The following is a 25647-nucleotide window of genomic DNA, read 5'->3' on the forward strand; positions in this document are numbered from 1 at the left end:
CCGCATTGCTGGAGGGCCCCCTCCAAGAAAGCGGGGAACCTTCAGTGTCCGTCAGGGTCCCGCTGGAGCGTTCAGCACTGCGGACAAAGTCGAGGCAGGTGTCGGCGACTTCCTTCCAGCCGCTGTCGGGTCGCGGTAGTATCGCGCCGTGTGCTCATGCGGGAATGCTTGATCGTAGGCGTCACCGATCTCGCATCCAGTCAGACCCGATCGGCCGCGGCCCAGTTGGGCTGCCATGGATTCCATAGCAAAATGGCAGACGCAAGTTGAGGGATAGGTTGCCGCGTCGGCTGTGGCCTCCCTCTCGCTAATCGAGGAAGTAGGCGTCGACCTTCTCATCGGAATCCAGGATCTCGTCCGAAGCTACGCCGAGTTCCGCCGCCAGCTCGACCGATCCGACGAGCGCGACCTGCACGTCAGGCGAGAAGGCTCGTTCGAGCAGCCCGAGATAGTCCGACATGCTCTGGTCCAGCTTTTCCAGTATGGCCTGGTACTCCGCGGCGAGTTGCTCGTCGAGCGTGCGCTGCTCGTCGAGGTAACGCTGGATCAGCGCTGCCTCTCGCTTCGTCAACGACGATGCGACGGCCCTGTACATCACAGTGCCGACCGTGGTGCCGATGACGGCGCCGAGGACCGGGATAGGGATGGTCGCCTGGCCGACGCAAGAGGCCAGCGCGCGTACTGCGGCCTGCAAGGCGATGAGTTCGGACTTCTCGATGAACTCGAGTTCGTCGATCTGGTTCCGGCGGAGCTTGTTCGCTTGTTCTGCGATGCTGAAGGATGTGGTGACGATCGAGCTGGCGACGGCTGCGGAGGTCGCGGTGAAATTTGTGAGCGCGTAGATGCTCAGTCCTCGGACGCCGCCCTTGCCGAAACCTGAGCCGGTCTCGCCTGCGAGGTCGATCCAGTCGCGCTCGCTGAAATCGCTGAGCCGCTTGCCTTCCCGACGCTTGGCGAGCACGGCCAGTACGAACGCGGTCCCGCCCGCAGTCGCGGCGGCCGTGAGTGCGGCCGTGCCTCCTTCTCGCAGCGTCGGAAGGCTGCGCTGGTAGGCATAGTCGCGCAGGGACCGGTCCGTGGCGTGGAGCGAGCCCTTTTCGGCCGCCATGGTCGAGGTGTAGACATCGCGCTGCACTTCGTTGTACTCGAGCGTCGAGGGTTCAAGCGATTCGAAGCCGACCGATCCGTCTTGGAAGAACGCCTGGACCCGCTGCCAGTCTCTGAGGGAAGGTCCGTCGCTGCTGCGTGACAGTAGCTTGCTCGCTTCCTCAGGCGACAAGGCATGTAGCCGCTGGATCACCTCGAAGTGATCACGGGGGATCTGGTATTTCCCACCGTTGCGCACGTATTCGGGATACTTGTGGAGGTGCTCGGCGATCGCGCCCAGTGAGAAGCGGCCACCCGCTGCGACGAATTTCTGCTGGATCTCGATACTTCCGCGCATCAGGTCGACGGGTCCGTTGTCGTTGACCAACTGGTAGACGGCCTCGTGGCCGAGGATCTGCTTTCGGGCGTTGCCGATCCCGACCTCGGCGATCTCGGCGATGAAGCCGTGCATGCCATGCTGTCCGCCGCGGTTGGCGGCGACCACCTCGAGGTTGATCTTCCTGACGGCTTCATCGACGCTGGTGAGCGCGTCCCGAAGGTGCGCGTCCTGCTGGCTGAGCGCGCTCAGAAGGTTGTCTATGCGGAGCTGGTTGAGATAGCTCACCCAGGAAGCAACTGCCTGCTCCTGGGTGCCCGTGACGAACTCGGCAGCGTCACTCACTATCGGCATCCTGTTCGATGCGCATGCTCAGCATGGTCGCGCACGACTTCGTGTTGTTCACCAACGTAGCGAGTGTCGACCGCTCGGCAGGGGCGAGCGCGTGGAAATCGGCGCGGAAGTGCACCAAGGCTTCGCCGTAACTCTTTACCAGCCCTTCGCGGAGCAAGGTCGTCCGCTGGAGGAGGTCGTCGATCTGAGCATCCAGGCCTTCGACGAGGGCGGTGTTGTGCTTTATCGCAGTCAGCGCTTGGTGCTTCGCCTCTCGATTCTCGAACTTCTTCTTCGCGAACAGGGCGATCGACGCGAGTAGGGTTGCGCCCGCGATTGTCCAGCCGATCGGGCCGGCAAGCGCGAGCAGTGTGGTGCCTGCCGCAGTGCCGCCGCCACCGGCGGCCAGCGCGCCGCCACCGAGCCACGCCAGTGCTGCCTGGCTGGCTGCCGCCCCGGAAAGGGTCGAGATCGCGGTGCCGGTCGACGCTGTCCCGAAGGTGGTGGCGACCCACATCGCCGCCGACGGTGCCAGGCCCGCTACCGCGGTGCCCGCCGCGAACCCGGCGCTGGCGCCGGCAGCCGACAACCGCGCCGCTTCCAGCTCTTTCTGAGCGAAATCCTCCGCGTTCAGGAACCGTTTCCGATGTACCTCGATCTCGTCGAAGTCGGTATCGAATGACTTCGGGGTGTTGGCGATGCTGTTCACCAACTGCTCGACCAGCTCGATCAGGTCCGTCGAACGTTCGCGCTGACGCAACAGAGACAGGCCCCTGTCGGCCATCGCCGTGAAGACGCCGTTGTATTCCGCTACGGCCACTTCGTAGGGGTCCGGCCCTTTCGCAGTCAGCTTCTCGACCCTGCCTCTGGCAGCGTCCTTGACGTTGCCGGCCTGCCCGGCGAACTGCGATGAAGCGGTTCGCGCCGCCTTGCCGATACCCTCGACGGTCCTGCCGATGCCCTCCTTGGCGTTGCCTACGTTGAGCTTGGCGTTGCCTACGTCGAGCTGTTCTACCATCGCACCCTCCAAGACCATTGCGGCTCAACTACGTACGGAGAATATCGACCACATGTGACAGATTGGACGGAATGCACACTCCGATCCACCCAGGGCGGCACCCCCCCCGGGGTTGACTCACCGAGTGCCTTTGCCGGTCCGCTCCACGGCTCGCCCTCGCAGGGCCGACCCCCGCCGGGCATGCCCCTACGAACGAATCGAGATACCCACCGCCGCAACAATAGAACCCCGACTACACTCCCGCCCCGATCCGAGCGACCCCACCACCACCAAGCCCGAACCCCTGAGCTGTCGATACTTTCATCAGCGAACCGAGCCACATCAACCGTCGGGCAGCCTCTGTGCTCCGGAGACAGGGCTGAGGATCGCGGAGGCGAGGGTGTTGACGCTGTCGAGTTCGGTGGCACCGGCACCGGCGTCCTCGCTGTCCAGCCTGAACTGTCGGAAGCAGTGCCGACGCTCGCGTCTAGCGAGAAGCTGGACTGCGCGCTCCCGGGAGGCCGTCTCGAGCGTTCTTGGCTCAACCCAACTCTTACCCAACGTTTTCGCGCGGAAGTAAGCGCCGGTCGATGGCGTCCTGGGGCTGGTTGAACTACCGACAGGGTGGCTGATGCGGCCTCGGCGCGCCAAGTCGAAGTCTGCCGGTATGGCAGCCTAGGGGTCCGGGTGTCGGACGCTTCCAGGTCTTCGTCCGGAGCGACACGAACTACAAGCTGTTCCCCGCGGGCGTTCATGCGATCGCGGAGCTGGATCGCTGGCTCCAGTCCTACGACGAGTATCGGAACGAGCTCGTCGTCGTGTCCGAGGTCGTGACCTTCGAGCGCGAGTACCGCTGCTTCTGCCGCAACGGCCGCTTCTTCTGCGGCAGCTCCTATCCGCTCGAGCCGTACCTTCCCGTCCCCGACCATGTACGTGGCTTCGCGGAGACCGCGGCGGCGCGCCTGCTGACTCACGGCTCCACCATGGTCACCGTCGATGTCGGCGTCGGTCCCGACGGCGTACTCCGCCTCGTCGAGCTCGGCGGCGTGAACAGCTGCGGGATCTATGGTTCGAACGTCGCCGACTTCATCGCCGCGATGGGAGGCCGAGGCCCTCGCCCGCGCGGACGCGTGACGAGGGACGCCGCAGTGCTCCGAATAGCTCTCTTGAACAGCATATTCAAACGTTTTTCGGAGTAGGCGTTGACAAGCGGTTCGTCGATAGGTGAGAATCTGTGCAGCGCTAGAGCTGCGCCCGGAGCTACGAAAGATCCGAAATTCGCTCCCTCTCGAAGCACTCGCACCAGCCACATCGTGACCTCGAATACGTCCCGGGGTATTCGAGGTCACGATTGTTTCGCGCCTGGCGCCCGAACTGGTCGTTTTGTCTCGAGCATGCGGCACGCCCGGAAACCCGCTCGATGTCCACTGACACCCGGGACAGAGCTTGCCGCAACCCCCCTGGATTCTCCGTTGTCTCCCACGGATCCCAGCGCGGGCACAGGCGCAGCGTGAATCGAGGCGTTGTGCCCGCTCCCGGTTCACGCGAACCGTGGGCGGGGCCATCGATGGAACGACAGGAGGCGAATCGAAGCTCACATCGTCCTGGATCTCTTGGAGTCGGCTTATCAGGTCGCTCCACTGGTCCTGCCCTTAATCGTGCCGTTGATTGGCCTGTACTCGACGCTATGATGCCTGAGAGTTGCATCGCCGCAAAGCCTTTCGGAACCGGTTGATACAGTCCTTGAGTATCCGGTTGCGGCAAGCGGCTGGTGCGATCGACGTGGTCAAGGGTGAGGTGCCGGGCGCCGAACACTTCGTATCTCGATCGCGTGTCTCGGGGAAAAGCAGAAGGGGAGGTGTGATCGTGGAACAAAGCAGTGAGACCATATCGTTCGCTGATAGGTTCGATGTCGAGTCGCTCGATATCGTGATCGAACGTCTAGGTCCGAGAGGTCGCCGAGCGCATAGCCTGCGACCATCCCACCCTCTGCGACTTGATCATGGCTTCCTTTCTTCTCGGCCGCGACCCACTCGATCTGTTCGTGGAAGAGCGTCCGTAGAACACGCGGACCACACGCCGACCCCGGTCGCGTAGCGGGCGAGGAGTCCGCGCACGTGACTGCGGCGCGTCTCGGCGACACCGGCACGGTTTCGAAAACATTGAGAAACAACGGTTGCGGCTCGGCTGTCGATTTCTAAAGGAACATTCAGCTCGACATAATCTGCGCGGAATTCCGGCGGCATGGAGCAGCACCGCTTTTCCAGCGCTATTGCGTCGCCCATGTCTCGGAAAGCTTCGGAATCACGACGCTGCAACGTGTTCGACGCTGCTCGCCACCTGCCTCTTTCTCTGTTGAGCCCTTGATGCCAGCAAGGATCGGTGGCTTTGTCGGGCGATGGTTCGACTGCGGTGTTGGCCGGGTCGGGCCTACCTCTGTTCCTGAGTAGCGGCCACGATTCCATCGATCCCAAGTTCTCTGTGGCTTGGGATTTTTCATTGTTCACCACTGACGGCGCCGCCACCCGCACGGGCACCATTCACCTCTACGACCCGTATGGTCAAAACATCGACCCCGTTACCGGCGTCATTGGTGACATCCCGATACCGGCCACCGCCGAAGGCAGCATGGACTTCGGATGGCTCGGCCAATACACCATCCCCATCGAACACGTCGCCAGCCAACAAGCTCTCGAAATGGGAGCCCGCACCTACCTACCCATCCTCGGTCGGTTCCTGCAGGTAGACCCCATCTCCGGAGCATCGGCCAACAACTACGACTACGTCAACGGCGACCCCATCAACACCCTCGACCTCACCGGCGAAAGCCCCAAGGGGGGCAAGGGTAGCCTGATCGCTGCCTGATCGCTGATTCTCGCCGCTGCACCCTCACCGGCTGAAGCCGCTTTCTCGGTGGCCAGGACGACTGAACTCGAATAGGTCACCAGGTCCTGTGCGCCGACCGCCACCAACCCCACTGTTTGAACTCAGCCGAAACCCGCAAGTTTCCCGTGAGTGCGGTCTGAACATATCCATGTTCTGCCAAGGCGGTGATTGTGTTAGCAGCACCCGGATACGCGGCCTGGTCGCGGGCAAGTTCCGCCGCACCGTACGCCATGACATCCATCAGTACGTCGGCGTACCGGCTGAATCCCTCTTCAGCCGCTTCGCTGGTGACTCCAGAGGCGATGGCACTTACGGTTGCGGGCCTGGACTCACATCTGGATCTGGATATCGGCGCTTTCGGCTCCGATGCGCGGGACCGGTTCGATCTGCCCGCGTTCGTCGCCGACCGGTTTCAAGCAAAGTACGGGCACCCGATCGATCCTGCACGAACCATCATCATCGGCGACGCGCCGAACGATATCGCTACCGCGGTCGTGCCGGTGGTCGTGGCGGGGGCGGCGCTACCCTGATTCCGAACCAATCAGCTCCACAAGTAACGGGCCTGAATTGGGAATTCGATGCCACCACCATGGCGCGGCTTCCAGGCCGGAGTCGGTGAATCGTTCGATCGACCGATTCTCATCGAACTTCGTAACTGCCCGGAACTGTTCGTCGTATCCATCCGCGACGGCAGCAACCTTTTTACGGAGGGGTTCGGAAAGACGGTCGATGCAGCCGGACAAGAAATCTCGTATCGATAGTGCGCCGACCAGGTCATAGCCTCCCCAAACGCTCGGGTCGTTCGCTGTTCGAGCTCGATCCTTGTCGATCTTGTCGACGTGCAGAGCCCAGCTGGTCAGCAGATCCAATGTGCCGAACGATCGTGTGTCATTTATCTTATGGCGACACTCTTCTAGCTCGTTCAATTCTGCCTCAGAAAAGTTTGAGCGTATACCTTCGATCAACTTCTCGTTCATATCACCGGCTCGGGTAGTAGGTAGTAGACTTGAGGGGTACATCACGATTGATAATTACTCTGACTCCATTGTAATCATAGCGCACCGAGTTTCCAGAACCTGGCGAAGTTGTGCCCTTACGTAATGCTTCTTCTATTTCCCTGATGGTTGGGCGACCCATCGCTGGGTTGTCGTCACCGGCGTGCCCGCGTGCGAATTCTGCGAGTTCCTCGAGGGAATATCCGGTACCTTCGAAATTGTAGGCAGGGTCGTCCTCGTCGATCTCGTCGTCGAGAGCTTCGTCAATGAACACTTTCATCGAGATAATTGCAGCCAAGCCGATGTCGGTTGCAGAGGGCACTTTGTCGAAGTTGGCGATAACTGCCGCTCCGCCGGCCGCAGCTGCTGCAGCAGCTAGGACACGCCAGATTTTGATGCCGTCGTAGACGGATTTGATGGTGCGTACTGTGTTTCCAACTACTACGATGACGCCCCCGGCCGCGGCAACGTCGCTCAGGGCTGCGGTGAACGCGGTGAGCAGGATCCCGGTGACGACAATGGCTCCAGCTGCCCACGCGGCGTTCGAGATCGCCGATTTGATACCGTTTCTGAGATCCACGGTGCCTGTGTGGTACTCCGCAACGGGCAGGGCCATGTTTGTTGATGCAGTGGCTATGTAGTTGGCGCCGCTGCTGAGGGTCCCCAGGTGTCCCAAGATGGGATCCAGATTCTTCTTGTCTTTGACACTGTCGAACAACCCGATGATGGTATTGATTCGACCGGCGGCCCCGGTGACAGCTGTATGCTCAGAGAATGCCTTCCACTTCTCGGATGCAATGCCGAGTTTGTCTTTGTCCCCGTTGGGTAGCTTGCCGAATTCCTTCTGTATTTCTTTGAGCAGCTCGTCGTAGAACTCTTTACTGCCGCCATCCTGACTTATGCCGTCGCCGTTGGCTCCGACCGAGGTAGGGAAAGAAACCTTGTGCTCGGACATCGCTTGGACCGTGGGTCGGGGTGGCCGCCCGTTGTTTGCTTTGCCATACGCGTAGCCGGTTGCGTAGAGCATGTACCCGAAGTTTGTGAGTGCGTCAGCGAGGTTCGTGCAGGTCTGCAGAGTTTCGTGTGCCTTGGTGTCGTAAGTTTTTCCCCATACCTCGCAGCCAGGTGCATTACCGGCCATCCCCCCGCACTCGCCTTTTAGGGCGTCGTGGAGTGGCTTGTCGGCGGTACGGAGATCGGCGGCGAGTTCGTGGCATTGCTTGGCGGCCTCGTAATAGATTGTCCAGTCGGTAGCCAAGTCGTCGCCCATGTCATCCCCCTGTCATCATTCTGTGTACGAGATCGATGGCACCGCTGTACCGTCCGTGAGCTTTGCGCGCAGCGTCGCTCATGTCGCGGACGCCTTCGACGAACTCGCGTGCACCGGTGACCCATTCACGGTGCGCCTCCGCATATGCTTGCGCGGCAATGCTTTCCCAACCGGTGCCGGTCAAGGTGGCGACTCGGTCGTCGATCTCATCGAGATGTTCACCGATGAACCCTGCGAGTGCGGACAGCTTGGTGACGATTTCGTCGAGGTGGTCCAGATCGACCGAAAACTGCGAGCTCATGGCAAATCCAAACTCGAGGTGTTCAACGGTGCGGCGTTGCTCTCGTCACGTGCCTTATAGCTGTCGGCGGTGACGCCGAGCTTCTCCGCCATCTCCGTCAGTGCGGACATGATCTGGGTGCCACCGTCGTGGACATCGGTCCAGCCGTTGCTGAACTCTGTGGCGTAGGTACCGGTCCAACCGCCGTCGGTCAGCGAACTGACCTCCTTAGCAGCGGAATCCAACGCCGTGCGCAGCGCCTCGGCGAGTTCGTAAACGTACTTGCCGACCTCGCGCACCTTTTCGGGAACCACTGAGAGGTTCTGCCCTGAGGCTGATGCTCCCCCATCACTCATAGCCCGAATCCTAACCGACCAAAGCTTGGGATATCCCCCAACAAGGGCGGCGGCAGCGGTGGGGCAGAGGTGCCCCAGTTTGCTGTCGATGTCGTGGGCCGCCCCAGGATAACTCCCAGGTTAGATTCGTGGCCAACGGATTTCGTCGGTCACGAGGGCAATTCCGAGCGGAGCTGTCGGGAATCGAACCCGTTCCGCACGGGTGGCCAGAGAATGAAACCCGCTCTACCAAGCGATCTCAGCGGCCGACTCGAGCAGTTCCACCAGGATTACGTCCGCTCGGATCCCGCACCCACGGATTACCTCGGCACGCTGTTGAGCCAGCTCCCTGGCCGGAACGGACCGAACTGCGCCAGCAGCCGACACCGCGTCCGTGGTCGGTCAGCGAACGGCCCTACTTCACACCCAGCCCACGCCGCCGCCGACAGCTCGAGTTCGGCTGAGGACATGACATCTGTGTCATTTCACTGTCAGGGTCGCCTCGATGGTCCAGCTGAGGTCGTGGCGGGAGAGGGTGTCGAGGAAGTCGGCGGGATCGAATGCTTGCGCCGGGGTGCGGACTCCGGCGGCAGTGTCGCCTGCCGCCAATCGCCGGGCTGCTTCGACCACGGCGACGGCGGTGGTTCCGTAGGTGTCTCGGCCTCGGATGACTCCCCGTGTCTGCTGCCCCTGGTGGTCCACGGCGTCGAGCAGGTAGGTGAATTGCTGCCCGGCGCGGTCGTGCTCGGTCGGGCCCGCGGGAAGCCCTGCGATCAGTTCCGGCGTGATGGGTGTTTCGAGGCTGGCCTTCAAGGTTGCCTCCAGCAGGCTTTCGACATGCTCGACCTGCACATGTCGGGGGATGGTGACTACCTCGCACGTCGGCAGCGCCGCCATCGCGACGGACTCGCCGTCGGGCAACGTGATTCTCTCGCGCCGGGCCGGGATCCCGCTGCGCCAGGCACCGTCGTCATAGGTCAGCCCGCCTGAGCGCATCGCGTCCATCGTCGCCGCCGCCGAGCGCAGCGATCCGCGTGAGAGACCGGCAGCACCGGTGATGAAGTGGCTGACGGTGATCTCCGCCAGTGGCCCGGTCTGCTCGGCGATCAGGTGCGCGAGCAGGTCGCCCGGCAGGCAGCCGTCGTTGACTGCCGGCACGACGGTGACACCCGCACGCTCGGCGTCGCCGCCGAAGGAATCGAAAACGTCCTTCACATACTGTTGCTCGCCCGCGGTGTCGACGTAGTGGGCGCCCGCGGCGATCGCCGCATCGACCATCGCCGCGCCGGAGGTGGTGAATGGTCCCGCGCAGTTGATGACGACATCGCTACCCGCTAAAGCGGCGACGAGAGCGGCGCGGTCGTCGAGACCGGCCACCCGGCGATCGGCGTCGGGAATTCCGGCCTGGGCGGCTGCGGATTCCAGCCGTGTGTGATCTCGACCGACGAGCCGGACCTCTACGCCATGGCGGGACAACTCGGCAAGGGTGAGCTTGCCCTGATAGCCGGTGGCGCCGTAGACGGTGATGAGCATGTCAACTCCTGTGGCTTACGATTTCGCTGCATGATCAGCAGCGATTCGAACCTAAAGCCAACCATCCGCGACGTTCAATGCGTCAGAATCCAAGATCTATACGAATTAGTCTCGATCAAGTCTTGATTTGATAGTTTCGATGAGGTGGATCCTCTTTCTGACGTGGTGGCCGCGATGCGGATCGGCGAGCCTCATTCGGGCCGGGTCAGCCACCATGCGCCGTTCGGCTGGCAGTTTCCCGCCTTCGATGCCGCGGGATTCCATGTGGTCCTGTCAGGCACCTGCTGGTTTCTGCCCCCCGCCGCCGATCCGATCGCGCTGCGGCCGGGCGACATCGTCCTGCTCCCGGGAGGATGCACCCACGGGCTGGCCGACGATCCGGCCACGCCACTACGTCCTGCTGCTGCATCGCTGCGCCGGGTGAACCCGCGACCGTCCCGACCGGACCCCGCATCCGCACCGCGACCGGAGACCGTGCTGCTGTGTGGTGCCTACCTTCTCGATCGAAGCCGGTCACATCCGATGCTCGCTGATCTGCCCGAGGTCATCCATCTGCCCGCCCCGGAAACTCGCCATACCCCGGTCGGGGCGATCATCGATCTCCTCGACAGCGAACTCGCCGCCGACCGGCCCGGTCACGATGCCATGCTCCGTTCGCTGCTCGACGCGCTACTGCTACACATCCTGCGCGGCTGGCTCGACCGACAAACCGACACCGGTTGGTCGGCCGCGTTACACGACCCAGCCATTGCCGCGGCGCTCTCGGCGATCCACGGCTCGCCCGGGCACGGCTGGACCGTCGCCGAACTCGCCGCGCACGCCGGGATTTCCCGAGCTGGCCTCGCCCGCCGATTCACCGATCTCATCGGCCGGCCACCCATCGCCTACCTCACTTGGTGGCGCATGACCCTCGCGGCTCGGCAACTGCGCGACACCGATACCCCGCTGACGGTCATCGCCCGAGACTCCGGTTATGCATCCGAATTCGCGTTCGCCCACGCGTTCAAAAACGAGTTCGGCCAGCCACCAGGTCAATTCCGAAGGAAGAACCCGCCAGTTCAACCACCGGATCGGAACGCAGGACGATCGACCGGCTTCGCGGCTCGCGCGGTCACACGCGCCGTCGAATCCGAAAAATAGACCCGAACACCCGGCACCCAGGAAACGCCACACCAACCTTTCGCAGACCACGTCGGCAGCCGCCCGTTCGGAAAGTTCACTCGGACCGGACAGCCGGCACGCTGACGGTCAGGCGTGGCGGTGCGGCCAGTCTTGATCCGTACCACAGCGTTGAGGACGAGGCTGTTGGCGCTGGTGTTGGGCAGGTGGCCGCTGTCGAGTTTGTCCGCGACCTTGTTCAACACGTCAGCGAGCAAGCGTGGGGATGACAGCACCAGCTCGCGTGCTGAGCGCCGGTCGGCGGGCAGCGGCTGGCGCCTCCCGAATGATGGGGTGGTGGCACGGAGTCCTGGGCTGGCGACTTCGAACCACCTCGAGAGGTGACGGATACAGGCGATAACGCTTCTCACCGTTCTGATGGTGATGCTGGCCATTCGGACGGCCCCGAATCCAGGGCGGCATCGCACGGGGCCCAGGGTGCCCGGTGGGGCACTGGACACATATGCGCGGCCCCCTTGGGTGGATCCCGCTGGTATGTCGCGTTGCGTGGCGAGAGGAGCGACGGGCACCGTTCCCCTCCTCCCTGGAGGGACAGGACGAACCCAGCCAGCTGGCTCCAGCCGGGCCGCTCCCGGCCCGAGGCAGGCCCATCTGTCCCGAGCCCCGGACGATGGCGGTCCAGGCCACAGTATGCCTGGCGCCAAGTCTCCTACCGGGCGCGTGGATCCGGGAATGTCGGTGGTGCCTGCACTGTTGTGAATCGCGTGCAAATCGTAGAAAAATCGTAGAAGGAGGGGGAGACCCCCGAAAATGCCCAGGTCAACGGTGGTATAGGCTTTATCGGTCATGAAGTCGGCTTTTTCGGGTCCGGTCACCGGTGCTGCGCCCCAGACGGTCTACCTCGATCATGCGGCCACCACACCGATGCTGCCTGCCGCGATCGAGGCGATGACGGCTGCCATGGCACGGCCGGGGAACGCCTCGTCGGTGCACGGATCGGGGCGCGCCGCGCGCCGGTCGCTCGAGGAGGCGCGTGAGTCGATCGCCGCGAATCTGGGCGCCCGGCCGTCCGAGGTGATCTTCACCTCCGGCGGCACCGAGAGCGACAATCTGGCGGTCAAGGGCATCTACTGGGCGCGCAGGGACGCCGAGCCGCGCCGCACCAGGATCATTGCAAGCTCGATCGAGCATCACGCGGTCATCGACGCGGTGGAGTGGCTGGAGCAGCACGAGGGCGCGCACGCGACGTGGCTGCCGGTGGACGCCGACGGCGTGGTGTCGCCGCGCATGCTGCGAGCGGCGCTGGCCGAGCATCCCGACGAGGTCGCCCTCGTCACCGTCATGTGGGCCAACAACGAGGTCGGCGCCATCCAGCCGATCGCCGAATTAGCCGCGGTGGCACAGGAATTCGGCGTCCCCATGCACAGCGACGCGATCCAGGCCGCGGCCCAGCTGCCGATCGACTTCGCCGCGAGCGGCCTGTCCGCGGCCAGCTTCGCCGGGCACAAGGTCGGTGGACCGCACGGTGTCGGCGTGCTGCTGCTCGGCAGGCAGGTGGCGTGCGTGCCGCTGCTGCACGGCGGCGGCCACGAGCGCGACCTGCGCTCCGGCACCTCGGACACCGCGGCCGCGGTCGGCCTGGCCACCGCGCTGGACGTCACCGTCACCGAACTGCCCACGCGCACTGCCGAATTGGCCGCGCTGCGGGACGCGCTCATCGCGGGCGTGACCGGAGCCGTGCCGGAGGCCGTGTTGAACGGCCCGGCAGGCGCGCGGCGTCTGCCCGGCAACGCGCACTTCACGTTCCCCGGCTGCGAGGGTGATTCGCTGCTGATGCTGCTGGACGCCGCTGGGATCGAATGCTCGACCGGCTCCGCCTGCAACGCGGGCGTGGCCACGCCGAGTCACGTGCTGATCGCCATGGGCGTCGAGCCATGGGTGGCGCGGGGTTCGTTGCGATTCTCGTTGGGACACACGTCGACCCGCGCCGACGTGGACGCCCTCCTCGATGTCTTGCCCCAAGTGGTGGAGCGGGCCAGGGCCGCTGGTCTTGCCGGTGCGAAAGGTGGTGTGTGATGCGGGTACTCGCGGCGATGAGCGGTGGTGTCGACTCCGCCGTCGCGGCGGCGCGCGCCGTCGACGCCGGGCACGAGGTGGTCGGCGTGCATCTGGCGCTCTCGGCTACCCCGGGCACGCTGCGCACCGGTTCGCGCGGTTGCTGCTCGAAGGAGGACGCGGGCGACGCGCGCCGCGCCGCCGACGTGCTCGGAATCCCCTTCTACGTCTGGGATTTCGCGGACCGCTTCAAGGAAGACGTGATCGACGACTTCGTGGCGGCCTACGCGGCGGGCGAGACGCCCAACCCGTGCCTGCGCTGCAATGAGAAGATCAAGTTCTCGGCGCTGGCCGACCGCGCGGTGGCGCTCGGCTTCGACGCCGTCGTCACCGGTCACTACGCCCGGCTCGAGGACGGCGTGCTGCGCCGCGCGGTGGACGCGGACAAGGACCAGTCCTACGTGCTTGCCGTGCTCACCGCCGAGCAGCTGTCGCGCGCCATGTTCCCGGTCGGCGACACCCCGAAGCCGCAGATCAGGGCCGAGGCCGCCGAGCGTGGACTCGCGGTGGCGAACAAGCCGGACAGCCACGACATCTGCTTCATCCCCTCCGGTGACACGCGCGCCTTCCTCGGCGCCAAGATCGGCATCCGCCCCGGCGCCGTAGTGGACGCCGAAGGCACGGTGCTCGCCGAGCACGAGGGTGTGCACGGCTTCACCATCGGCCAGCGCAAAGGCCTCGGATTGGCGGGCCCGGGGGCCGACGGCAAGCCGCGCTACGTCACCGACATCGACCCCGTGTCCGGCACCGTGCGCGTCGGCTCGGCCGAGGACCTGCGGGTCTGGACGGTGCGGGCCGAGCGCGCGATCTGGACCTCGGGCTCGGCGCCGGACGGCCCGATCGAGTGCGTCGCGCAGGTGCGCGCGCACGGCGGCACCGCGCCCGCGATCGCCGAGGCGGTGGACGGCGGCCTCGAGGTGCGGCTGCGCGAACCACTGACCGGCGTCGCCCGTGGGCAGGCCGTCGTGCTGTACCGGCCGGACGCGCTCGGCGACGAGGTCATCGGCAGCGGCACCATCAGCGACACCTCGCGCGAGGAGCACTCCGTGGACGACGCGGCGGTCGAGGCGCGGTAACGCCGACCGGACGACGGGCTGCCGTGCTGGCGTACACGCCGCCACCCCGACCCGCACGCCGTGATCGCCCGGGCTTCGATACGCGCTAGTGTCACGATGCCGCGGCCGGGCGGGACACGACGGATCCGGGCGTCTGGCGTCGAGCCACCGGTGTACCGCGGCGGCGGACAAGCATACATCGACATGGGTAGGACGTGGTGAGCGAAACCGGAACTAACGCTGCGGCTTCCGCCGATCGGAGCGACGCCGACCCGCTGTCCGGCGGCATCGCGACGGCCGTGGGGTCGTGGCCGGGCGGCGATCCGCGCGAGGCCGCGAACACCGTGCTCGGCGAGCTGGCCGAGCTGACCCACCTGCCCGAGCTCCCGGGCCGTGGTCTCGGCGCGGACATGATCGGCCGCGTTTCGGCCCTGCTGGTGGACATGCGCTTCGACACCAGTACCCGCGGCTATCGGCTGGCGTCGCGCCCCGGCGCGGTCTCCCGCCGCGCTCGCGATCTGCTGCGCGCCGACCTGGACGCGCTCGAAGAGGCTTGGGAGACATCGGGTTCGGCGGGCACCGGACGCGTCGTCAAGGTTCAGGCCACCGGTCCGCTCACGCTGGCCGCCGAGGTCGAGCTGCCCGGCGGACACCGCGCGCTCACCGATTCCGGTGCGCTGCGGGATCTTTCGGAATCCCTCGCGGAGGGTCTCGCCCAGCACGTAGCCGAGGTGGGCAAACGGCTCGGCGCGCGGGTCGTGCTGCAACTCGACGAGCCGTCGCTGACCGACGTGCTGAACGGTTCGCTGCGCGGTGTCAGCGTGCTGGACACCGTGCGCGCGATGCCGGAGCCCGAGGCGCTCGCGGTGTTCGACGGCGTCGTCGAGGCGCAATCGGCCCCGGTGCTGGTGCACAGTTGCGCCGCACCGCCCGCGCTGGGCTTCATGCGCCGCAGCGCGGCCGCCGCGGTCGGCTTCGACGTCGCGACGATCGGCACCCGCGATCTCGACAGCATCGGCGAGACGCTCGATGCGGGGAAGCGGCTGGTGCTCGGGCTTGTGCCGACCACCGACCCCGCGATCAGGACCGCAGCGCAGGCGACCAAGAGCACAGCGGCACCGACACCGGTGACCTGGCGGGAGATCGCGGAACCCGGCGTCCGGCTCATCGATCGCCTCGGTTTTCCGCGCACCGCGCTCGCGGACAGCGTGCTCGTCGCTCCGGCGTGCGGGCTGGCGGGCGCGCCGCTGTCCTGGGCGCGGCGCGCGCTGAGCCTGGCGAACGAGGTGGCTCGCGCCTACGCCGAGGACCCGGAGTCGCTGACCTTCTCCTGACCGGTCCCGACCGGGCGACAGGGCGTCGACGTGCGGGAATGTGTCGGTGCGCTCGACTACTGTGCCTCTCGTGAGTGACAGCGACAGTGCGGTGGTTCCGGCGACGGCAGAGCAGCGGGTGCAGTGGCAGCAGCTCGCGGACGAGGTGCGCGAGCACCAGTTCCGCTACTACGTGCGTGACGCGCCGATCATCTCCGACGGGGAGTTCGACGAGCTGCTGCGGCGGCTGCAGGCCATGGAAGAAGAACACCCTGATCTGCTGACCCCCGATTCGCCGACCCAGCTGGTCGGCGGCGGCTTCGCGACCGATTTCACCGCGGTCGACCATCTGGAGCGGATGCTCTCGCTGGACAACGTCTTCAGCTACGACGAGCTACGCGCCTGGGCTGCGCGGGTGGAGGCCGAGACCGGTCCGAACCTGCACTACCTGTGCGAGGTGAAGATCGACGGCGTCGCGCTCAACCTGGTCTACGAGAAGGGCAGGCTGGTGCGCGCCGCGACCCGCGGCGACGGCCGCACCGGTGAGGACGTCACCCTGAACGCGCGCACCATCGACGATATCCCGACCGAACTCGCCGCCTCCGACGAGTTCCCCGTACCGGACCTGCTCGAGGTGCGCGGCGAGGTCTACATGCGGCTGGAGGATTTCGAGACACTCAACGCGTCCATCGTCGCCGAGGGCAAGCCGCCGTACGCGAATCCGCGCAACACCGCGGCAGGCTCGCTGCGGCAGAAGGACCCGTCGGTCACCGCGCGCAGGCGGCTGCGGATGATCTGTCACGGCTTCGGCCGCATCGAGGGCTACACCCCGGCCTCGCAACACGACGCGTACCGCGCGCTGGCGGCATGGAAGCTGCCGGTCTCCGAGCACACCAGGCGGGTGCAAGGCGTGGAAGCGGTGATCGAGCGGGTGGCCTACTGGGGTGAACACCGCCACGACATCGAGCACGAGATCGACGGTCAGGTCATCAAGGTCGACGAGATGTCGCTGCAACGCCGCCTCGGTTCGACCTCGCGGGCGCCGCGCTGGGCGATCGCCTACAAGTACCCGCCCGAGGAAGCCACGACCAAGCTGCGCAACATCGAGGTCAACGTGGGCCGCACCGGGCGGGTCACCCCGTTCGCGGTGATGGAGCCGGTGTCCATCGCGGGGTCGACCGTCGCCATGGCGACGCTGCACAACGCCTCCGAGGTCAAGCGCAAGGGTGTGCTGATCGGCGACACGGTCACCATCCGCAAGGCGGGCGACGTGATCCCCGAGGTCCTCGGCCCGGTGGTGGACGCGCGCACCGGCGAGGAACGCGAGTTCGTCATGCCGACGCACTGTCCCGAGTGCGGCACCGAGCTGGCTCCGGAGAAGGAGGGCGACGCCGACATCCGCTGCCCGAACCAGCGTTCCTGCCCCGCGCAGCTGCGAGAGCGGGTGTACCACGTGGCCAGCCGCAATGCCTTCGACATCGAAGCGCTCGGCTACGAAGCGGCCATCGACCTGCTGAAGTCCGGCGCGATCACCGACGAGGGCGACCTGTTCGACCTCGACGAGCCTCGCTTGCTCACCACCTCGCTGTTCGCCAACAAGAACGGCAGCCTCTCCGCGAACGGCAAACGGCTGCTCGACAACCTCGACTCCGCCAAGGACCGTCCGCTGTGGCGGGTGCTGGTCGGCCTGTCCATCCGGCATGTCGGCCCCACCGCAGCCAGGGCGCTGGCCGCCGAATTCGGCAGCATGGCGCGGATCGAGTCGGCCACCGCCGAGGAGCTGGGCGCCGCCGACGGCGTCGGCCCGACCATCGCCGCCGCGGCGGCCGAGTGGTTCACCGTCGACTGGCACCGCGCGATCGTGGACAAGTGGCGCGCGGCAGGCGTGCGGATGGAGGACGAGCGCGACGAGTCCATCGAACGCACGCTGGAGGGCCTGTCGATCGTCGTCACCGGTTCGCTGCAAGGTTTTTCCCGCGACGGCGCGAAGGAGGCCATCCTGATCCGCGGCGGCAAGGCGGCGGGCTCGGTCTCCAAGAAGACGGCGTTCGTGGTGATCGGCGAGGCGCCGGGGTCGAAGGCGGCCAAGGCCGAGGAACTCGGCGTGCCGATCCTGGACGAGGACGGATTCCGGCTGCTGCTGGAGCGCGGGCCGGAGGCGGTGGCCCCCACGGCGTCCGACGCCGAAGAAGTCGTCGAGGAATAGCCGCCGCGGCTTGTGATTTCACGCGGTGGGAAACGGCACTTGACCTGAACCTTGCTTCAGGTACGACGATCGGTCTGGTAGGCAACTGTCAGGAGACCGTCATGACTCACCGTCCCACCGCCCTGATCACCGGCGCATCCGCCGGGCTCGGCCTCGCACTCTCGCGCGCGCTGGCCGGGCGCGGCTGGCGAGTGATCGGCACCGCTCGTCGTGGCGACCGGCTCGACCGGGTCCGCGCCGAGCTGGGCGCCGCGTTCATCGCCGTCACCGGAGACGTCACCGATCCCGCGCACCGCGCCCGGCTGGCCGAAATCGCCGCGGGTGCAGGACCGCTCGACCTCGTGGTGAACAATGCCAGCAGGCTCGGACCGAGTCCGCAGCCCCGGTTGGCCGACTATCCGCTCGACGAGCTCGAGGCCGTCTATCGCACGAATGTGGTGGCGCCGCTGGCGATTCTCCAGGCGGTGCTGCCGCTGCTCGATCTCGGCGGTGTCGTGGTCGACATCAGTTCCGACGCCGCCGTGGAACCGTATCCGGGGTGGGGCGGGTACGGTTCGGCCAAAGCGGCGCTGGACCAGCTCACCGCGGTCCTCGCGGCCGAGCACCCGGAGCTGGCCGTCTACTCCTTCGATCCGGGCGATATGCGCACCGAGATGCACCAAGCCGCGTTCCCCGGCGAGGACATCTCCGATCGGCCCGAGCCGGACAGCGTCGTGCCCGCACTGCTGCGGTTGCTCGACGAACGTCCGAAGAACGGCCGCTACACCGCGGCGGATTTCGCGGTGGCGCGATGAGGGAGCGAATCATGTTCCAGCGAGCGTCGCGCACGCCGGAGCCGAGCGCTGGCGAGGTGCAGGCGTGAGCAGCGAAGCATCGACCGCGCCCGCGCGGGGCGCATCGCGGCACCGTCCGCTGTCGAAACACGGAAATGCCGGGGCCGGAACGGGTTCCGCGGGATGGGCGCGGTCCTTCGAACTGCCCGACCGCTACAACGCCGAGGCCCCGCCGGAGACGCGCGGCACAGCGCGGGACGACGTCCGGCTGCTGGTCGCCGGAGATCGGCCGACCCACGCGCGATTCCGTGAGCTGCCGCGCTACCTGCGCCCGGGCGATCTGGTGGTGGTGAACAATTCGGCGACCACCTCCGCCGCCGTCGACGCCGCCATCGCGGACCTGCCGATCACCCTGCACTTCGCCACCTGGCTGGACGACGGTGGCTGGGTGGTCGAGGCGCGGACCCGCGAGCGCACCCCGCTGCCGAGCCGGGAACTGCGGGCGGGCACCGTGATCGAGCTGCCGGACGGCGCACGCGCGACACTGCGCGAGCCGTGGCTGCCGGGAGCGCGCAGGCTGTGGATCGCCGACGTCACCATGGATCCGCGAGTTCTCATGAACGAGCACGGACGACCGATCACCTACTCCTACGTGCCGCGCCGCTGGTCGCCCTCGTACTACACGACGGTGTTCGGACGGATCCCTGGCAGCGCGGAAATGCCCAGCGCCGCACGGCCGTTCACGCACGACGTGGTGCTGGACCTGGTCAGCTCCGGGATCGCCCTCGCTCCGATCACCTTGCACACGGGCGTCTCCTCACCGGAAGCCGGGGAACCGCCGTGCCCGGAGCGCTTCGCCGTGCCCGCGGCCACGGCACGTCTGGTGAACGACACCAGAGCCGCGAACGGCCGGGTCGTCGCGGTCGGTACCACGGTCACCAGGGCGCTCGAATCCGCTGCCGACACGGACGGGCGGGTGCGCCCCGAGAACGGGTGGACCGAGCTCGTCCTCGGCGCGGGTCGTCCCGTCCGGGTGGTCGACGGGCTGATCACCGGCTGGCACGCGCCCGGCGCGTCGCACCTGGACCTGCTGGTCGCGGTCGCCGGGGACTCCACCGTGCGCCGCGCGTACGGGGAAGCGCTCGACACCGGCTACTTATGGCACGAGTTCGGCGACAGCGCGCTGCTGTGGCGCGGCGGCGGCTAGCGGGGCGTGACCGGCACTGCGGCGCATCAGGTCTCCCATGGCGCCCAGGTCTCCCACCGCTCCTATCGCGCATCGGATCGGAGACGCGGTACTTGCCGAGTTCGGAAGCGGTGTCGATCAGGCGGGCTGGACCTGCACGGTGGCGCTTTCCTGGCCCTCGATTTCGAGGCGCGCGCAGTACCCGCCTGGTTCGAGTTCGATATGCCGCCGGTTGATCCGGCGCGGACCGGTGGTCTCCACCACGACCGAGGTGCCTCCCGTCGAACACACCTTGCTCACCGCCGGTCGAGCGGTGTAAGTCGCGCTGCCGCTCTGGCACACGTTGGTGGCGTCGTTGAGAAACACCCGCGCGGTGCCATCCGGGCACGGCGCCTCGGCGACCGCCGTCTGCGGCAGCGCGACCACCGCACCGGCGGCGATCGCGCCGATCACCGAGCCTCGGATCACGAGCCGACGAAGCGTACGTGTCATCGCTGGACCTCATCCATTCGGAGACGTTCGGACAGCCACGCCCCCAACAGGAGCTAGCGCCAGCATGCTAACCCCGATCGCTCCCGCTGTCCCCGCGTCCGCCGGGGCCGGACGGAGGGTTGGTGTCGCCTCGCGGCGGGCGAGACGGAAGTATGGCGGCATGCTGCGGAGTTTTCAGGTGACCAACCACAGATCGCTGGCCGACCGCCAGGAGTTGCGGCTGACCAAGGGGAGCGGGCCGGTGGCGGTCCCGGTGACCGCGGTGCACGGTGGGACGGCGGCGGGGAAGACGAGCCTGATCGATGCGCTCGGGCACATGCGCGACGCGGTGCTGCACTCGGTCACCGGCTGGGATCCGTACGCGGGCCCGGTTCGCGCGCCGCACTTGGGTTTTCCGGATCGGCCGACCGAGTTCGTCGTGGGGTTCGTCGCGGAGGGCTGCCCGTTCACCTACGGCTTCCAGCTGGACAACGCCGAGGTGACGGCCGAGTGGTTGCACAGCCATCCGCGCTCGCGCAAGCGAATCGTGTTCGAGCGCAACGGCGAACAGATCAAGATCGGTCCCATGTTCGAGGCCGCGCGCTACGGCATTGCCGCGCTGATGCCGCTGGTGCGCCCGAACGCGTTGCTGCTCAGCCTCGCCGGGCAGATGTACGCCGAGGCGCTGGTGCCCGCGTACCGCTGGTTCTCCTCGATGCTCGAGGTGCAGCGCGGCGCGGTCGAGCCGGACGCGGTGGCGCACCGGCTGGGCAGCCACATCTCGCGTTCCCCGGACAACGCGGCTCGGCTGCTGCTGTTGCTGCGCGCCGCTGAGCTGGGTATCACCGATCTGCTGATCGCCGATGACGATCCGCTCTACGCCGACTATCTCCGCGAACTCGACGCCGACATCGAGGGCGCCGCCGAACAGGCCGAGCTGTGCGCCACCTCGCCCGGCCACGCCGACCGCCTGCTGCGCGACAACGGGATCACCCCGCTGATGCTGGAGCGGGAGCTGACGAATCTGCGCGCCGCCCGCGACGCGCTCTACACCCGCATGGTGGCCCGGCGCGGCGTCGGCCTGAGCTTGGTCCACGCGGGCATCGACGCCCCGTTCGACATCACCGACGAATCCGCCGCGACGCTCTCGCTGCTCCGGCTGCTGCCGACCATGCTGGACGCGCTCGACAACGGACGGGTGCTCGCGGTCGACGACATCGGCGCGCAGTTGCCCGCCGAGCAGGCCGACCGGCTGATCCAGCTGTTCCAGAATCCGGAGACCAATGCCAACGGCGCCCAACTGGTCTTCACCACCGACAACCGCTCGCTGATCGATCGGGGCAACGGGCGTTCGCAGCGCACCCGCACGGCGGTCTGGCAGGTCCGCCGCACCGAGCGCGGAGCCAGCGAACTCGCCGCGCTCTGAGCGGACACGTCCGCCATACGATGGGGACATGCTGGAATTCGCAATGCTGGTGATCATGGTCACCACGCTCGTGGCGCTGCTGGTGGCCTATCGCCGGGGGCGGCAGGGCTTCCAGCCCGCCGAACCGGAGTCCGGCACGCTGTACGTCACGGGCGTGAGCCCGCTCCCGGACGCCGAGGGTGAGCAGTTCGTCACAATCACCGGCAATCTGTTCGGCCCCTCGGTGCCGGAGACCGTGGTGTACGGCCGCTTCGTCTGGGACGTGAGCCAGTGGCCCGCGATCGGCGATTACATCCCGGTGGTCTACCCGCAGGGCAAGCCGGACCGGTGGCAGATAGCTCACCCTGGCGGCCGTCCCGGCCTGGGTTTCTGAACTGGTCGGATGTCAAGGTCGCCCGCGCCGGTGGCAGGATGCCGGTGTGAGCGAACGGAGTGAGCGAATCATGTGCCAGCGCGCTTCGCGCATGCCGGAGCCGAGCGTCAGCGAGGCGCAGGCATGAGCGTGTGCGAGATGGTCATCCGGACGGCGACTCCGGAGGAGTACGCCGCGATCGGCGAGCTGACCGTCGACGTCTACGTGAGCGAGGGCTATGTCCCGCCGGGCAGCCCGTACGCCGCCGAGCTCGCCGACACCGTGCGCAGGGCGGCCGCGGCCCAGGTCTTGGTCGCGGTGCACGACGATCGGGTGGTCGGCTCGCTCACCGTCGCCCGCTACGGCATGCCCTACGCGGAGATCGCCCGGCCCGGTGAGCTGGAGTTCCGCATGCTCGCGGTCGCGAAGCGGGCGCGCGGCCTCGGTGCCGGAACGGCTCTGGTGCGCACCGTGATCGAAATGGCGGCCGCGGAATCGTGCGAAGCGGTGGCGCTGACCACCATGCCCGCGATGGTCGACGCCCGCCGCATCTACGACCGCTTCGGTTTCGTCGCCGTGCCGGAACGGGATTGGACGACGCCGGCGGGCGAACTGCTCACCGTGTTGCGCTTGCCCCTGTCTTCCTACTGACCGCCGCGCGAGTCGGCCTGCGCGCCAAGCCCGCCCGGGATGGTCCCGGTTCAGCCGAGAACGGTCGCGACGATGCCCGCCAGGTAGCCGAGCCGCGCCACCTCCGACGGACGGAAGTCCGGCCCGCCCGGCCTGCCGAGCAGCAGCACCTTGCCGGTGTTGCCCAGCGGCGCGGCGGCCAGCTTGGTGTCCATATCGCGCCAGATCTGCGGCACCCAGTCGGCCTCGGGGTCGAGCACCGAGGGCTTCTCCAGCGGCATCCACGGCGCCGAACCGGCCTGCGTCTGCGGCGCGCTCTGGCTCCCGACCACCCGGTAGGCGCCGTGCGGGCCCAGGTCGATCACAGTGCTCCAGCCGACCCGCAGCACCCGCGGCACGCCGTCGACGAGCACTTGCAGCCGGTCGTCGCGGGCGCTGGCCACCTGGTCGATGAGCTCGAGCTCGCGGTGGGTGTCCAGCACGCCCGAATAGGGGCGGATGGAGTCCACGTGCACGTCGCCGATCGATTCCGCGGCGGTGATGAGGGTGTCGGGTAGTGCGTTGGGTGGAACTTCCACGACGAGATCATCCACGGCGAAGCCTGCCCCGCGTTCCACGACATCCAGCGAGAGGATGTCGGCGCCGACGGAACCCAATGCGAGCGCGAGTGCGCCGAGGCTTCCCGGGCGATCCGGAAGTTGCACGCGAAGCAGGTAAGACACGCGCGTTCCTTTCCTCTGGCCGGCCGAGCCTGGTGGTCGGATACCCGGATGACGCAATACTTACACCCCTGACGGCCCGTTATCGACTCGAGGAGGGGTCAGTGACGAACGCCACGTGGCGGTTTCGCGCCATCACGGCGTGTCGGGCTAGATCTGACGGTGTGTCGTCGGAGTTCGTGCGGTCGGACGGGCGGTGAGTGGCCCGGCGTACTGTCGATGTGTCCACCGCTGCCCGGCGGTGACCGGGTGGGCGGAGCGATCCCGGTCGCGGACTAACATCTTCCGTGCACGATGTGAGCCGAGCGCAAGCGCGGTCGTCGTGCACGGCCACCCATGCACAACCATGCCGAAAGGGGTTCCGCGGTGCCCGCCATCTCCCGCGACGAGGTCGCACACCTCGCCCGGCTGTCCCGGCTCGCGCTGTCCGACGCCGAACTGGATCAGTTCGCCGGTCAGCTGGATTCGATCCTGAGCCACGTGCGGACCATCTCCGAGGTCGCCGCCGCCGACGTCCCGGCCACGTCCTCGCCGAATCCGGCGACCAACGTGACCCGCGCCGACGAGCTCGTGCCCGGCCTGACGCCGCACGAGGCGTTGGCGGCCGCGCCCGCGGTCGACGAGCAGCGCTTCATGGTGCCGCAGATTCTGGGAGAGGGCGAATGAGTACAGCATCGCAGGGCGATTCCGTGAGGGGCGGGGGCCGGGAGACGGGTGGGCCAGAGCTGACCACCCTCAGCGCGGCCGAACTGGCCGCGAAGATCCACGCCCGCGAGGTGTCCTCGGCCGAGGTCACCCAGGCGCACCTGGATCGGATCGCCGAGGTGGACGGCGAGATCAACGCGTTCCTGCACGTCGCGGGCGAGCAGGCGCTCGCTGCCGCGGCCGCGGTGGACACGGCGCTGGCCGAGGGGCAAGCTCCGGCCTCGCCGCTGGCCGGAGTTCCGTTGGCGCTCAAGGACGTCTTCACCACCACGGACATGCCGACCACCTGTGCCTCGAAGATCCTCGAGGGCTGGATGTCGCCGTACGACGCGACGCTGACCGGCAAGCTGCGCGCGGCTGGTATCCCGATCCTCGGCAAGACCAACATGGACGAGTTCGCGATGGGCTCGTCGACCGAGAACTCCGCGTACGGCCCGACCCGCAACCCCTGGGACACCACCAGGATCCCGGGTGGTTCCGGCGGCGGCTCGGCGGCCGCGCTGGCCTCGCACCAGGCGCCGCTGGCCATCGGCACCGACACCGGCGGCTCGATCCGGCAGCCCGCCGCGGTGACCGCGACCGTCGGCACCAAGCCGACCTACGGCACGGTCTCGCGCTTCGGCCTGGTCGCCTGCGCGTCCTCGCTGGATCAGGGCGGGCCGTGTGGCCGCACGGTGCTCGACACCGCGCTGCTGCACGAGGTGATCGCCGGATACGACCCCAGGGACTCGACCTCGCGCGACGTCCCGGTGCCGCCGGTGGTGGCCGCCGCGCGCGCGGGCGCCGCGGGCGATCTGCGCGGCGTGAAGATCGGCGTGGTCAAGGAACTGCACTCCGACAGCTACCAGCCCGGCGTGCTCGCCTCCTTCGACGCCGCGGTCGGCGTGCTGAAGGAGCTGGGCGCCGAGGTGGTCGAGGTGTCGTGCCCGCACTTCGAATACGGCCTGCCGTCCTACTACCTGGTGATGCCGTCCGAGGTGTCGTCGAACCTGGCGCGCTTCGACGCCATGCGCTACGGCCTGCGCGTCGGCGACGACGGCACGCACAGCGCCGAGCAGGTCATGGCGATGACCCGCGCGGCGGGCTTCGGCCCCGAGGTCAAGCGCCGCATCATGATCGGCACCTACGCCCTCTCGGCGGGCTACTACGACGCCTACTACGGTCAGGCGCTCAAGGTCCGCACGCTGATCGCGCGCGACTTCGACGCCGCCTACGAGCAGGTCGACGTTCTGGTCTCGCCGACGAGCCCGTTCACCCCGTGGAAGCTGGGCGAGAAGGTCGACGACCCGCTGGCCATGTACCTGTCGGACCTGTGCACGCTGCCCACCAACCTGGCCGGGCACCCGGCCATGTCGGTGCCGTCGGGGCTGAGCAAGGACGACGGCATGCCGGTGGGTCTGCAGATCATGGCCCCCGCGTTGGCCGACGATCGGCTGTACCGGGTGGGCGCGGCCTACGAGGCCGCCCGCGGACCCGTCGCCTGACGGTAGACCGGACAACGGCGAGGGGGGGGGGGGGGGGGGGG

The 25647-nt window shown here is 67.1% G+C and carries 24 protein-coding genes; 15 read left to right on the forward strand and 9 right to left on the reverse strand.

The features are described from left to right. Positions 1–307: 307 nt before the first annotated feature. The gene (locus tag AC3EO7_RS31105; RefSeq protein ID WP_435593158.1) at positions 308–1768 is read right to left on the reverse strand and encodes a hypothetical protein; all 1461 of its coding nucleotides are present in this window, start codon (positions 1766–1768) and stop codon (positions 308–310) included. Next, positions 1761–2774 carry a hypothetical protein gene (locus tag AC3EO7_RS31110; RefSeq protein WP_435593159.1) on the reverse strand — a complete coding sequence of 338 codons (1014 nt, stop codon included), beginning with the start codon at positions 2772–2774 and terminating at the stop codon, positions 1761–1763. Before AC3EO7_RS31110 ends, AC3EO7_RS31105 begins: the two co-directional genes overlap by 8 nt. 638 nt (positions 2775–3412) lie before the next feature. On the opposite strand from AC3EO7_RS31110, the gene AC3EO7_RS31115 reads away from it, so the two are divergent. The 3 genes from AC3EO7_RS31115 to AC3EO7_RS31125 all read left to right on the forward strand — a co-directional run bounded on the left by AC3EO7_RS31115 (position 3413) and on the right by AC3EO7_RS31125 (position 6169). Beyond that, the gene (locus AC3EO7_RS31115) at positions 3413–3952 is read left to right on the forward strand and encodes an ATP-grasp domain-containing protein (RefSeq protein WP_435593172.1); all 540 of its coding nucleotides are present in this window, start codon (positions 3413–3415) and stop codon (positions 3950–3952) included. A gap of 1183 nt (positions 3953–5135) precedes the next feature. Then, on the forward strand, positions 5136–5618 hold the full coding sequence (locus tag AC3EO7_RS31120) for an RHS repeat-associated core domain-containing protein (protein ID WP_435593160.1): 483 nt from the start codon (positions 5136–5138) through the stop codon (positions 5616–5618). 323 nt (positions 5619–5941) lie between these two features. After that, positions 5942–6169: an HAD family hydrolase gene (locus AC3EO7_RS31125; protein ID WP_435593161.1), complete on the forward strand. Its 228-nt coding sequence runs from the start codon at positions 5942–5944 to the stop codon at positions 6167–6169. On the opposite strand, the gene AC3EO7_RS31130 is transcribed toward AC3EO7_RS31125, so the two are convergent. From AC3EO7_RS31130 to AC3EO7_RS31150, 5 genes are all read right to left on the reverse strand, one after another. Beyond that, positions 6161–6616 carry a hypothetical protein gene (locus AC3EO7_RS31130; RefSeq protein WP_431972086.1) on the reverse strand — a complete coding sequence of 152 codons (456 nt, stop codon included), beginning with the start codon at positions 6614–6616 and terminating at the stop codon, positions 6161–6163. The genes AC3EO7_RS31125 and AC3EO7_RS31130 overlap by 9 nt on opposite strands. A 1-nt stretch (position 6617) precedes the next feature. After that, on the reverse strand, positions 6618–7904 hold the full coding sequence (locus AC3EO7_RS31135) for a hypothetical protein (protein ID WP_435593162.1): 1287 nt from the start codon (positions 7902–7904) through the stop codon (positions 6618–6620). A gap of 1 nt (position 7905) precedes the next feature. Further along, the gene (locus tag AC3EO7_RS31140; RefSeq protein WP_435593163.1) at positions 7906–8205 is read right to left on the reverse strand and encodes a WXG100 family type VII secretion target; all 300 of its coding nucleotides are present in this window, start codon (positions 8203–8205) and stop codon (positions 7906–7908) included. After that, the gene (locus tag AC3EO7_RS31145) at positions 8202–8540 is read right to left on the reverse strand and encodes an ESX-1 secretion-associated protein (protein WP_435593164.1); all 339 of its coding nucleotides are present in this window, start codon (positions 8538–8540) and stop codon (positions 8202–8204) included. The genes AC3EO7_RS31140 and AC3EO7_RS31145 overlap by 4 nt, the downstream gene beginning before the upstream one ends. Before the next feature lie 459 nt (positions 8541–8999). Continuing rightward, the gene (locus AC3EO7_RS31150) at positions 9000–10052 is read right to left on the reverse strand and encodes a saccharopine dehydrogenase family protein (protein WP_435593165.1); all 1053 of its coding nucleotides are present in this window, start codon (positions 10050–10052) and stop codon (positions 9000–9002) included. Between the two features lie 144 nt (positions 10053–10196). Between AC3EO7_RS31150 and AC3EO7_RS31155 the strand changes: the two genes are divergently transcribed. The 7 genes from AC3EO7_RS31155 (at position 10197) to AC3EO7_RS31185 (ending at position 19840) form a co-directional block, all read left to right on the forward strand. Then, positions 10197–11192: an AraC family transcriptional regulator gene (locus AC3EO7_RS31155; protein WP_435593166.1), complete on the forward strand. Its 996-nt coding sequence runs from the start codon at positions 10197–10199 to the stop codon at positions 11190–11192. Positions 11193–12017: 825 nt separating this feature from the next. Beyond that, a complete protein-coding gene (locus AC3EO7_RS31160; protein ID WP_435593167.1) occupies positions 12018–13247 on the forward strand; it encodes a cysteine desulfurase family protein in 1230 nt (409 codons plus the stop codon). Then, the gene (gene mnmA / locus AC3EO7_RS31165) at positions 13247–14362 is read left to right on the forward strand and encodes a tRNA 2-thiouridine(34) synthase MnmA (RefSeq protein ID WP_431972081.1); all 1116 of its coding nucleotides are present in this window, start codon (positions 13247–13249) and stop codon (positions 14360–14362) included. The genes AC3EO7_RS31160 and mnmA overlap by 1 nt, the downstream gene beginning before the upstream one ends. 254 nt (positions 14363–14616) lie before the next feature. Next, positions 14617–15675 (forward strand): methionine synthase, encoded by a 1059-nt coding sequence (locus AC3EO7_RS31170; protein WP_431972107.1) that lies wholly within the window; start codon positions 14617–14619, stop codon positions 15673–15675. Between the two features lie 70 nt (positions 15676–15745). Continuing rightward, positions 15746–17860 (forward strand): NAD-dependent DNA ligase LigA, encoded by a 2115-nt coding sequence (ligA, locus tag AC3EO7_RS31175; RefSeq protein WP_431972080.1) that lies wholly within the window; start codon positions 15746–15748, stop codon positions 17858–17860. Positions 17861–17961: 101 nt separating this feature from the next. Then, positions 17962–18654, forward strand: a complete 693-nt coding sequence (locus tag AC3EO7_RS31180; RefSeq protein ID WP_435593168.1) for an SDR family NAD(P)-dependent oxidoreductase — start codon at positions 17962–17964, stop codon at positions 18652–18654. A gap of 118 nt (positions 18655–18772) precedes the next feature. Next, on the forward strand, positions 18773–19840 hold the full coding sequence (locus tag AC3EO7_RS31185; protein ID WP_431972106.1) for an S-adenosylmethionine:tRNA ribosyltransferase-isomerase: 1068 nt from the start codon (positions 18773–18775) through the stop codon (positions 19838–19840). A gap of 117 nt (positions 19841–19957) precedes the next feature. Here AC3EO7_RS31185 and AC3EO7_RS31190 read toward each other — a convergent pair whose 3' ends face one another. Further along, positions 19958–20311 carry a hypothetical protein gene (locus AC3EO7_RS31190; protein WP_431972078.1) on the reverse strand — a complete coding sequence of 118 codons (354 nt, stop codon included), beginning with the start codon at positions 20309–20311 and terminating at the stop codon, positions 19958–19960. Between the two features lie 160 nt (positions 20312–20471). Between AC3EO7_RS31190 and AC3EO7_RS31195 the strand changes: the two genes are divergently transcribed. From AC3EO7_RS31195 to AC3EO7_RS31205, 3 genes are all read left to right on the forward strand, one after another. Continuing rightward, complete coding sequence (locus tag AC3EO7_RS31195) at positions 20472–21716, forward strand: AAA family ATPase (RefSeq protein ID WP_431972077.1); 1245 nt, start codon at positions 20472–20474, stop codon at positions 21714–21716. A 28-nt stretch (positions 21717–21744) separates the two neighbouring features. Then, on the forward strand, positions 21745–22089 hold the full coding sequence (locus AC3EO7_RS31200) for a hypothetical protein (protein WP_431972076.1): 345 nt from the start codon (positions 21745–21747) through the stop codon (positions 22087–22089). A 123-nt stretch (positions 22090–22212) separates the two neighbouring features. Beyond that, positions 22213–22719 carry a GNAT family N-acetyltransferase gene (locus tag AC3EO7_RS31205; RefSeq protein WP_431972075.1) on the forward strand — a complete coding sequence of 169 codons (507 nt, stop codon included), beginning with the start codon at positions 22213–22215 and terminating at the stop codon, positions 22717–22719. Positions 22720–22769: 50 nt separating this feature from the next. Here the strand turns inward: AC3EO7_RS31205 and AC3EO7_RS31210 are convergent, their stop codons facing one another. Further along, positions 22770–23420 carry an ACT domain-containing protein gene (locus AC3EO7_RS31210; protein ID WP_068057558.1) on the reverse strand — a complete coding sequence of 217 codons (651 nt, stop codon included), beginning with the start codon at positions 23418–23420 and terminating at the stop codon, positions 22770–22772. 363 nt (positions 23421–23783) lie between these two features. Between AC3EO7_RS31210 and gatC the strand changes: the two genes are divergently transcribed. Further along, positions 23784–24083, forward strand: coding sequence for an Asp-tRNA(Asn)/Glu-tRNA(Gln) amidotransferase subunit GatC (gene gatC / locus AC3EO7_RS31215; RefSeq protein ID WP_431972073.1), 300 nt, complete (start codon positions 23784–23786; stop codon positions 24081–24083). Further along, complete coding sequence (gatA, locus tag AC3EO7_RS31220) at positions 24080–25606, forward strand: Asp-tRNA(Asn)/Glu-tRNA(Gln) amidotransferase subunit GatA (RefSeq protein ID WP_431972072.1); 1527 nt, start codon at positions 24080–24082, stop codon at positions 25604–25606. The genes gatC and gatA overlap by 4 nt, the downstream gene beginning before the upstream one ends. The last annotated feature ends 41 nt before the right edge of the window (positions 25607–25647 follow it).

The sequence above is a fragment of the Nocardia sp. bgisy118 genome (genome assembly GCF_057708605.1).

What these genes read in the sequence shown, in the direction of transcription:
- AC3EO7_RS31130 (WP_431972086.1), bottom strand. Translation starts at nt 6,616, where the DNA reads ATGAACGAGAAGTTGATCGAAGGTATACGCTCAAACTTTTCTGAGGCA.
- AC3EO7_RS31140 (WP_435593163.1), bottom strand. Translation starts at nt 8,205, where the DNA reads ATGAGCTCGCAGTTTTCGGTCGATCTGGACCACCTCGACGAAATCGTC.
- AC3EO7_RS31195 (WP_431972077.1), top strand. Translation starts at nt 20,472, where the DNA reads ATGCTGCGGAGTTTTCAGGTGACCAACCACAGATCGCTGGCCGACCGC.
- AC3EO7_RS31160 (WP_435593167.1), top strand. Translation starts at nt 12,018, where the DNA reads ATGAAGTCGGCTTTTTCGGGTCCGGTCACCGGTGCTGCGCCCCAGACG.
- AC3EO7_RS31110 (WP_435593159.1), bottom strand. Translation starts at nt 2,774, where the DNA reads ATGGTAGAACAGCTCGACGTAGGCAACGCCAAGCTCAACGTAGGCAAC.
- AC3EO7_RS31190 (WP_431972078.1), bottom strand. Translation starts at nt 20,311, where the DNA reads ATGACACGTACGCTTCGTCGGCTCGTGATCCGAGGCTCGGTGATCGGC.
- AC3EO7_RS31180 (WP_435593168.1), top strand. Translation starts at nt 17,962, where the DNA reads ATGACTCACCGTCCCACCGCCCTGATCACCGGCGCATCCGCCGGGCTC.
- gatA (WP_431972072.1), top strand. Translation starts at nt 24,080, where the DNA reads ATGAGTACAGCATCGCAGGGCGATTCCGTGAGGGGCGGGGGCCGGGAG.
- AC3EO7_RS31135 (WP_435593162.1), bottom strand. Translation starts at nt 7,904, where the DNA reads ATGGGCGACGACTTGGCTACCGACTGGACAATCTATTACGAGGCCGCC.
- AC3EO7_RS31150 (WP_435593165.1), bottom strand. Translation starts at nt 10,052, where the DNA reads ATGCTCATCACCGTCTACGGCGCCACCGGCTATCAGGGCAAGCTCACC.
- AC3EO7_RS31205 (WP_431972075.1), top strand. Translation starts at nt 22,213, where the DNA reads ATGAGCGTGTGCGAGATGGTCATCCGGACGGCGACTCCGGAGGAGTAC.
- AC3EO7_RS31125 (WP_435593161.1), top strand. Translation starts at nt 5,942, where the DNA reads ATGGCACTTACGGTTGCGGGCCTGGACTCACATCTGGATCTGGATATC.
- AC3EO7_RS31145 (WP_435593164.1), bottom strand. Translation starts at nt 8,540, where the DNA reads ATGAGTGATGGGGGAGCATCAGCCTCAGGGCAGAACCTCTCAGTGGTT.
- mnmA (WP_431972081.1), top strand. Translation starts at nt 13,247, where the DNA reads ATGCGGGTACTCGCGGCGATGAGCGGTGGTGTCGACTCCGCCGTCGCG.
- AC3EO7_RS31200 (WP_431972076.1), top strand. Translation starts at nt 21,745, where the DNA reads ATGCTGGAATTCGCAATGCTGGTGATCATGGTCACCACGCTCGTGGCG.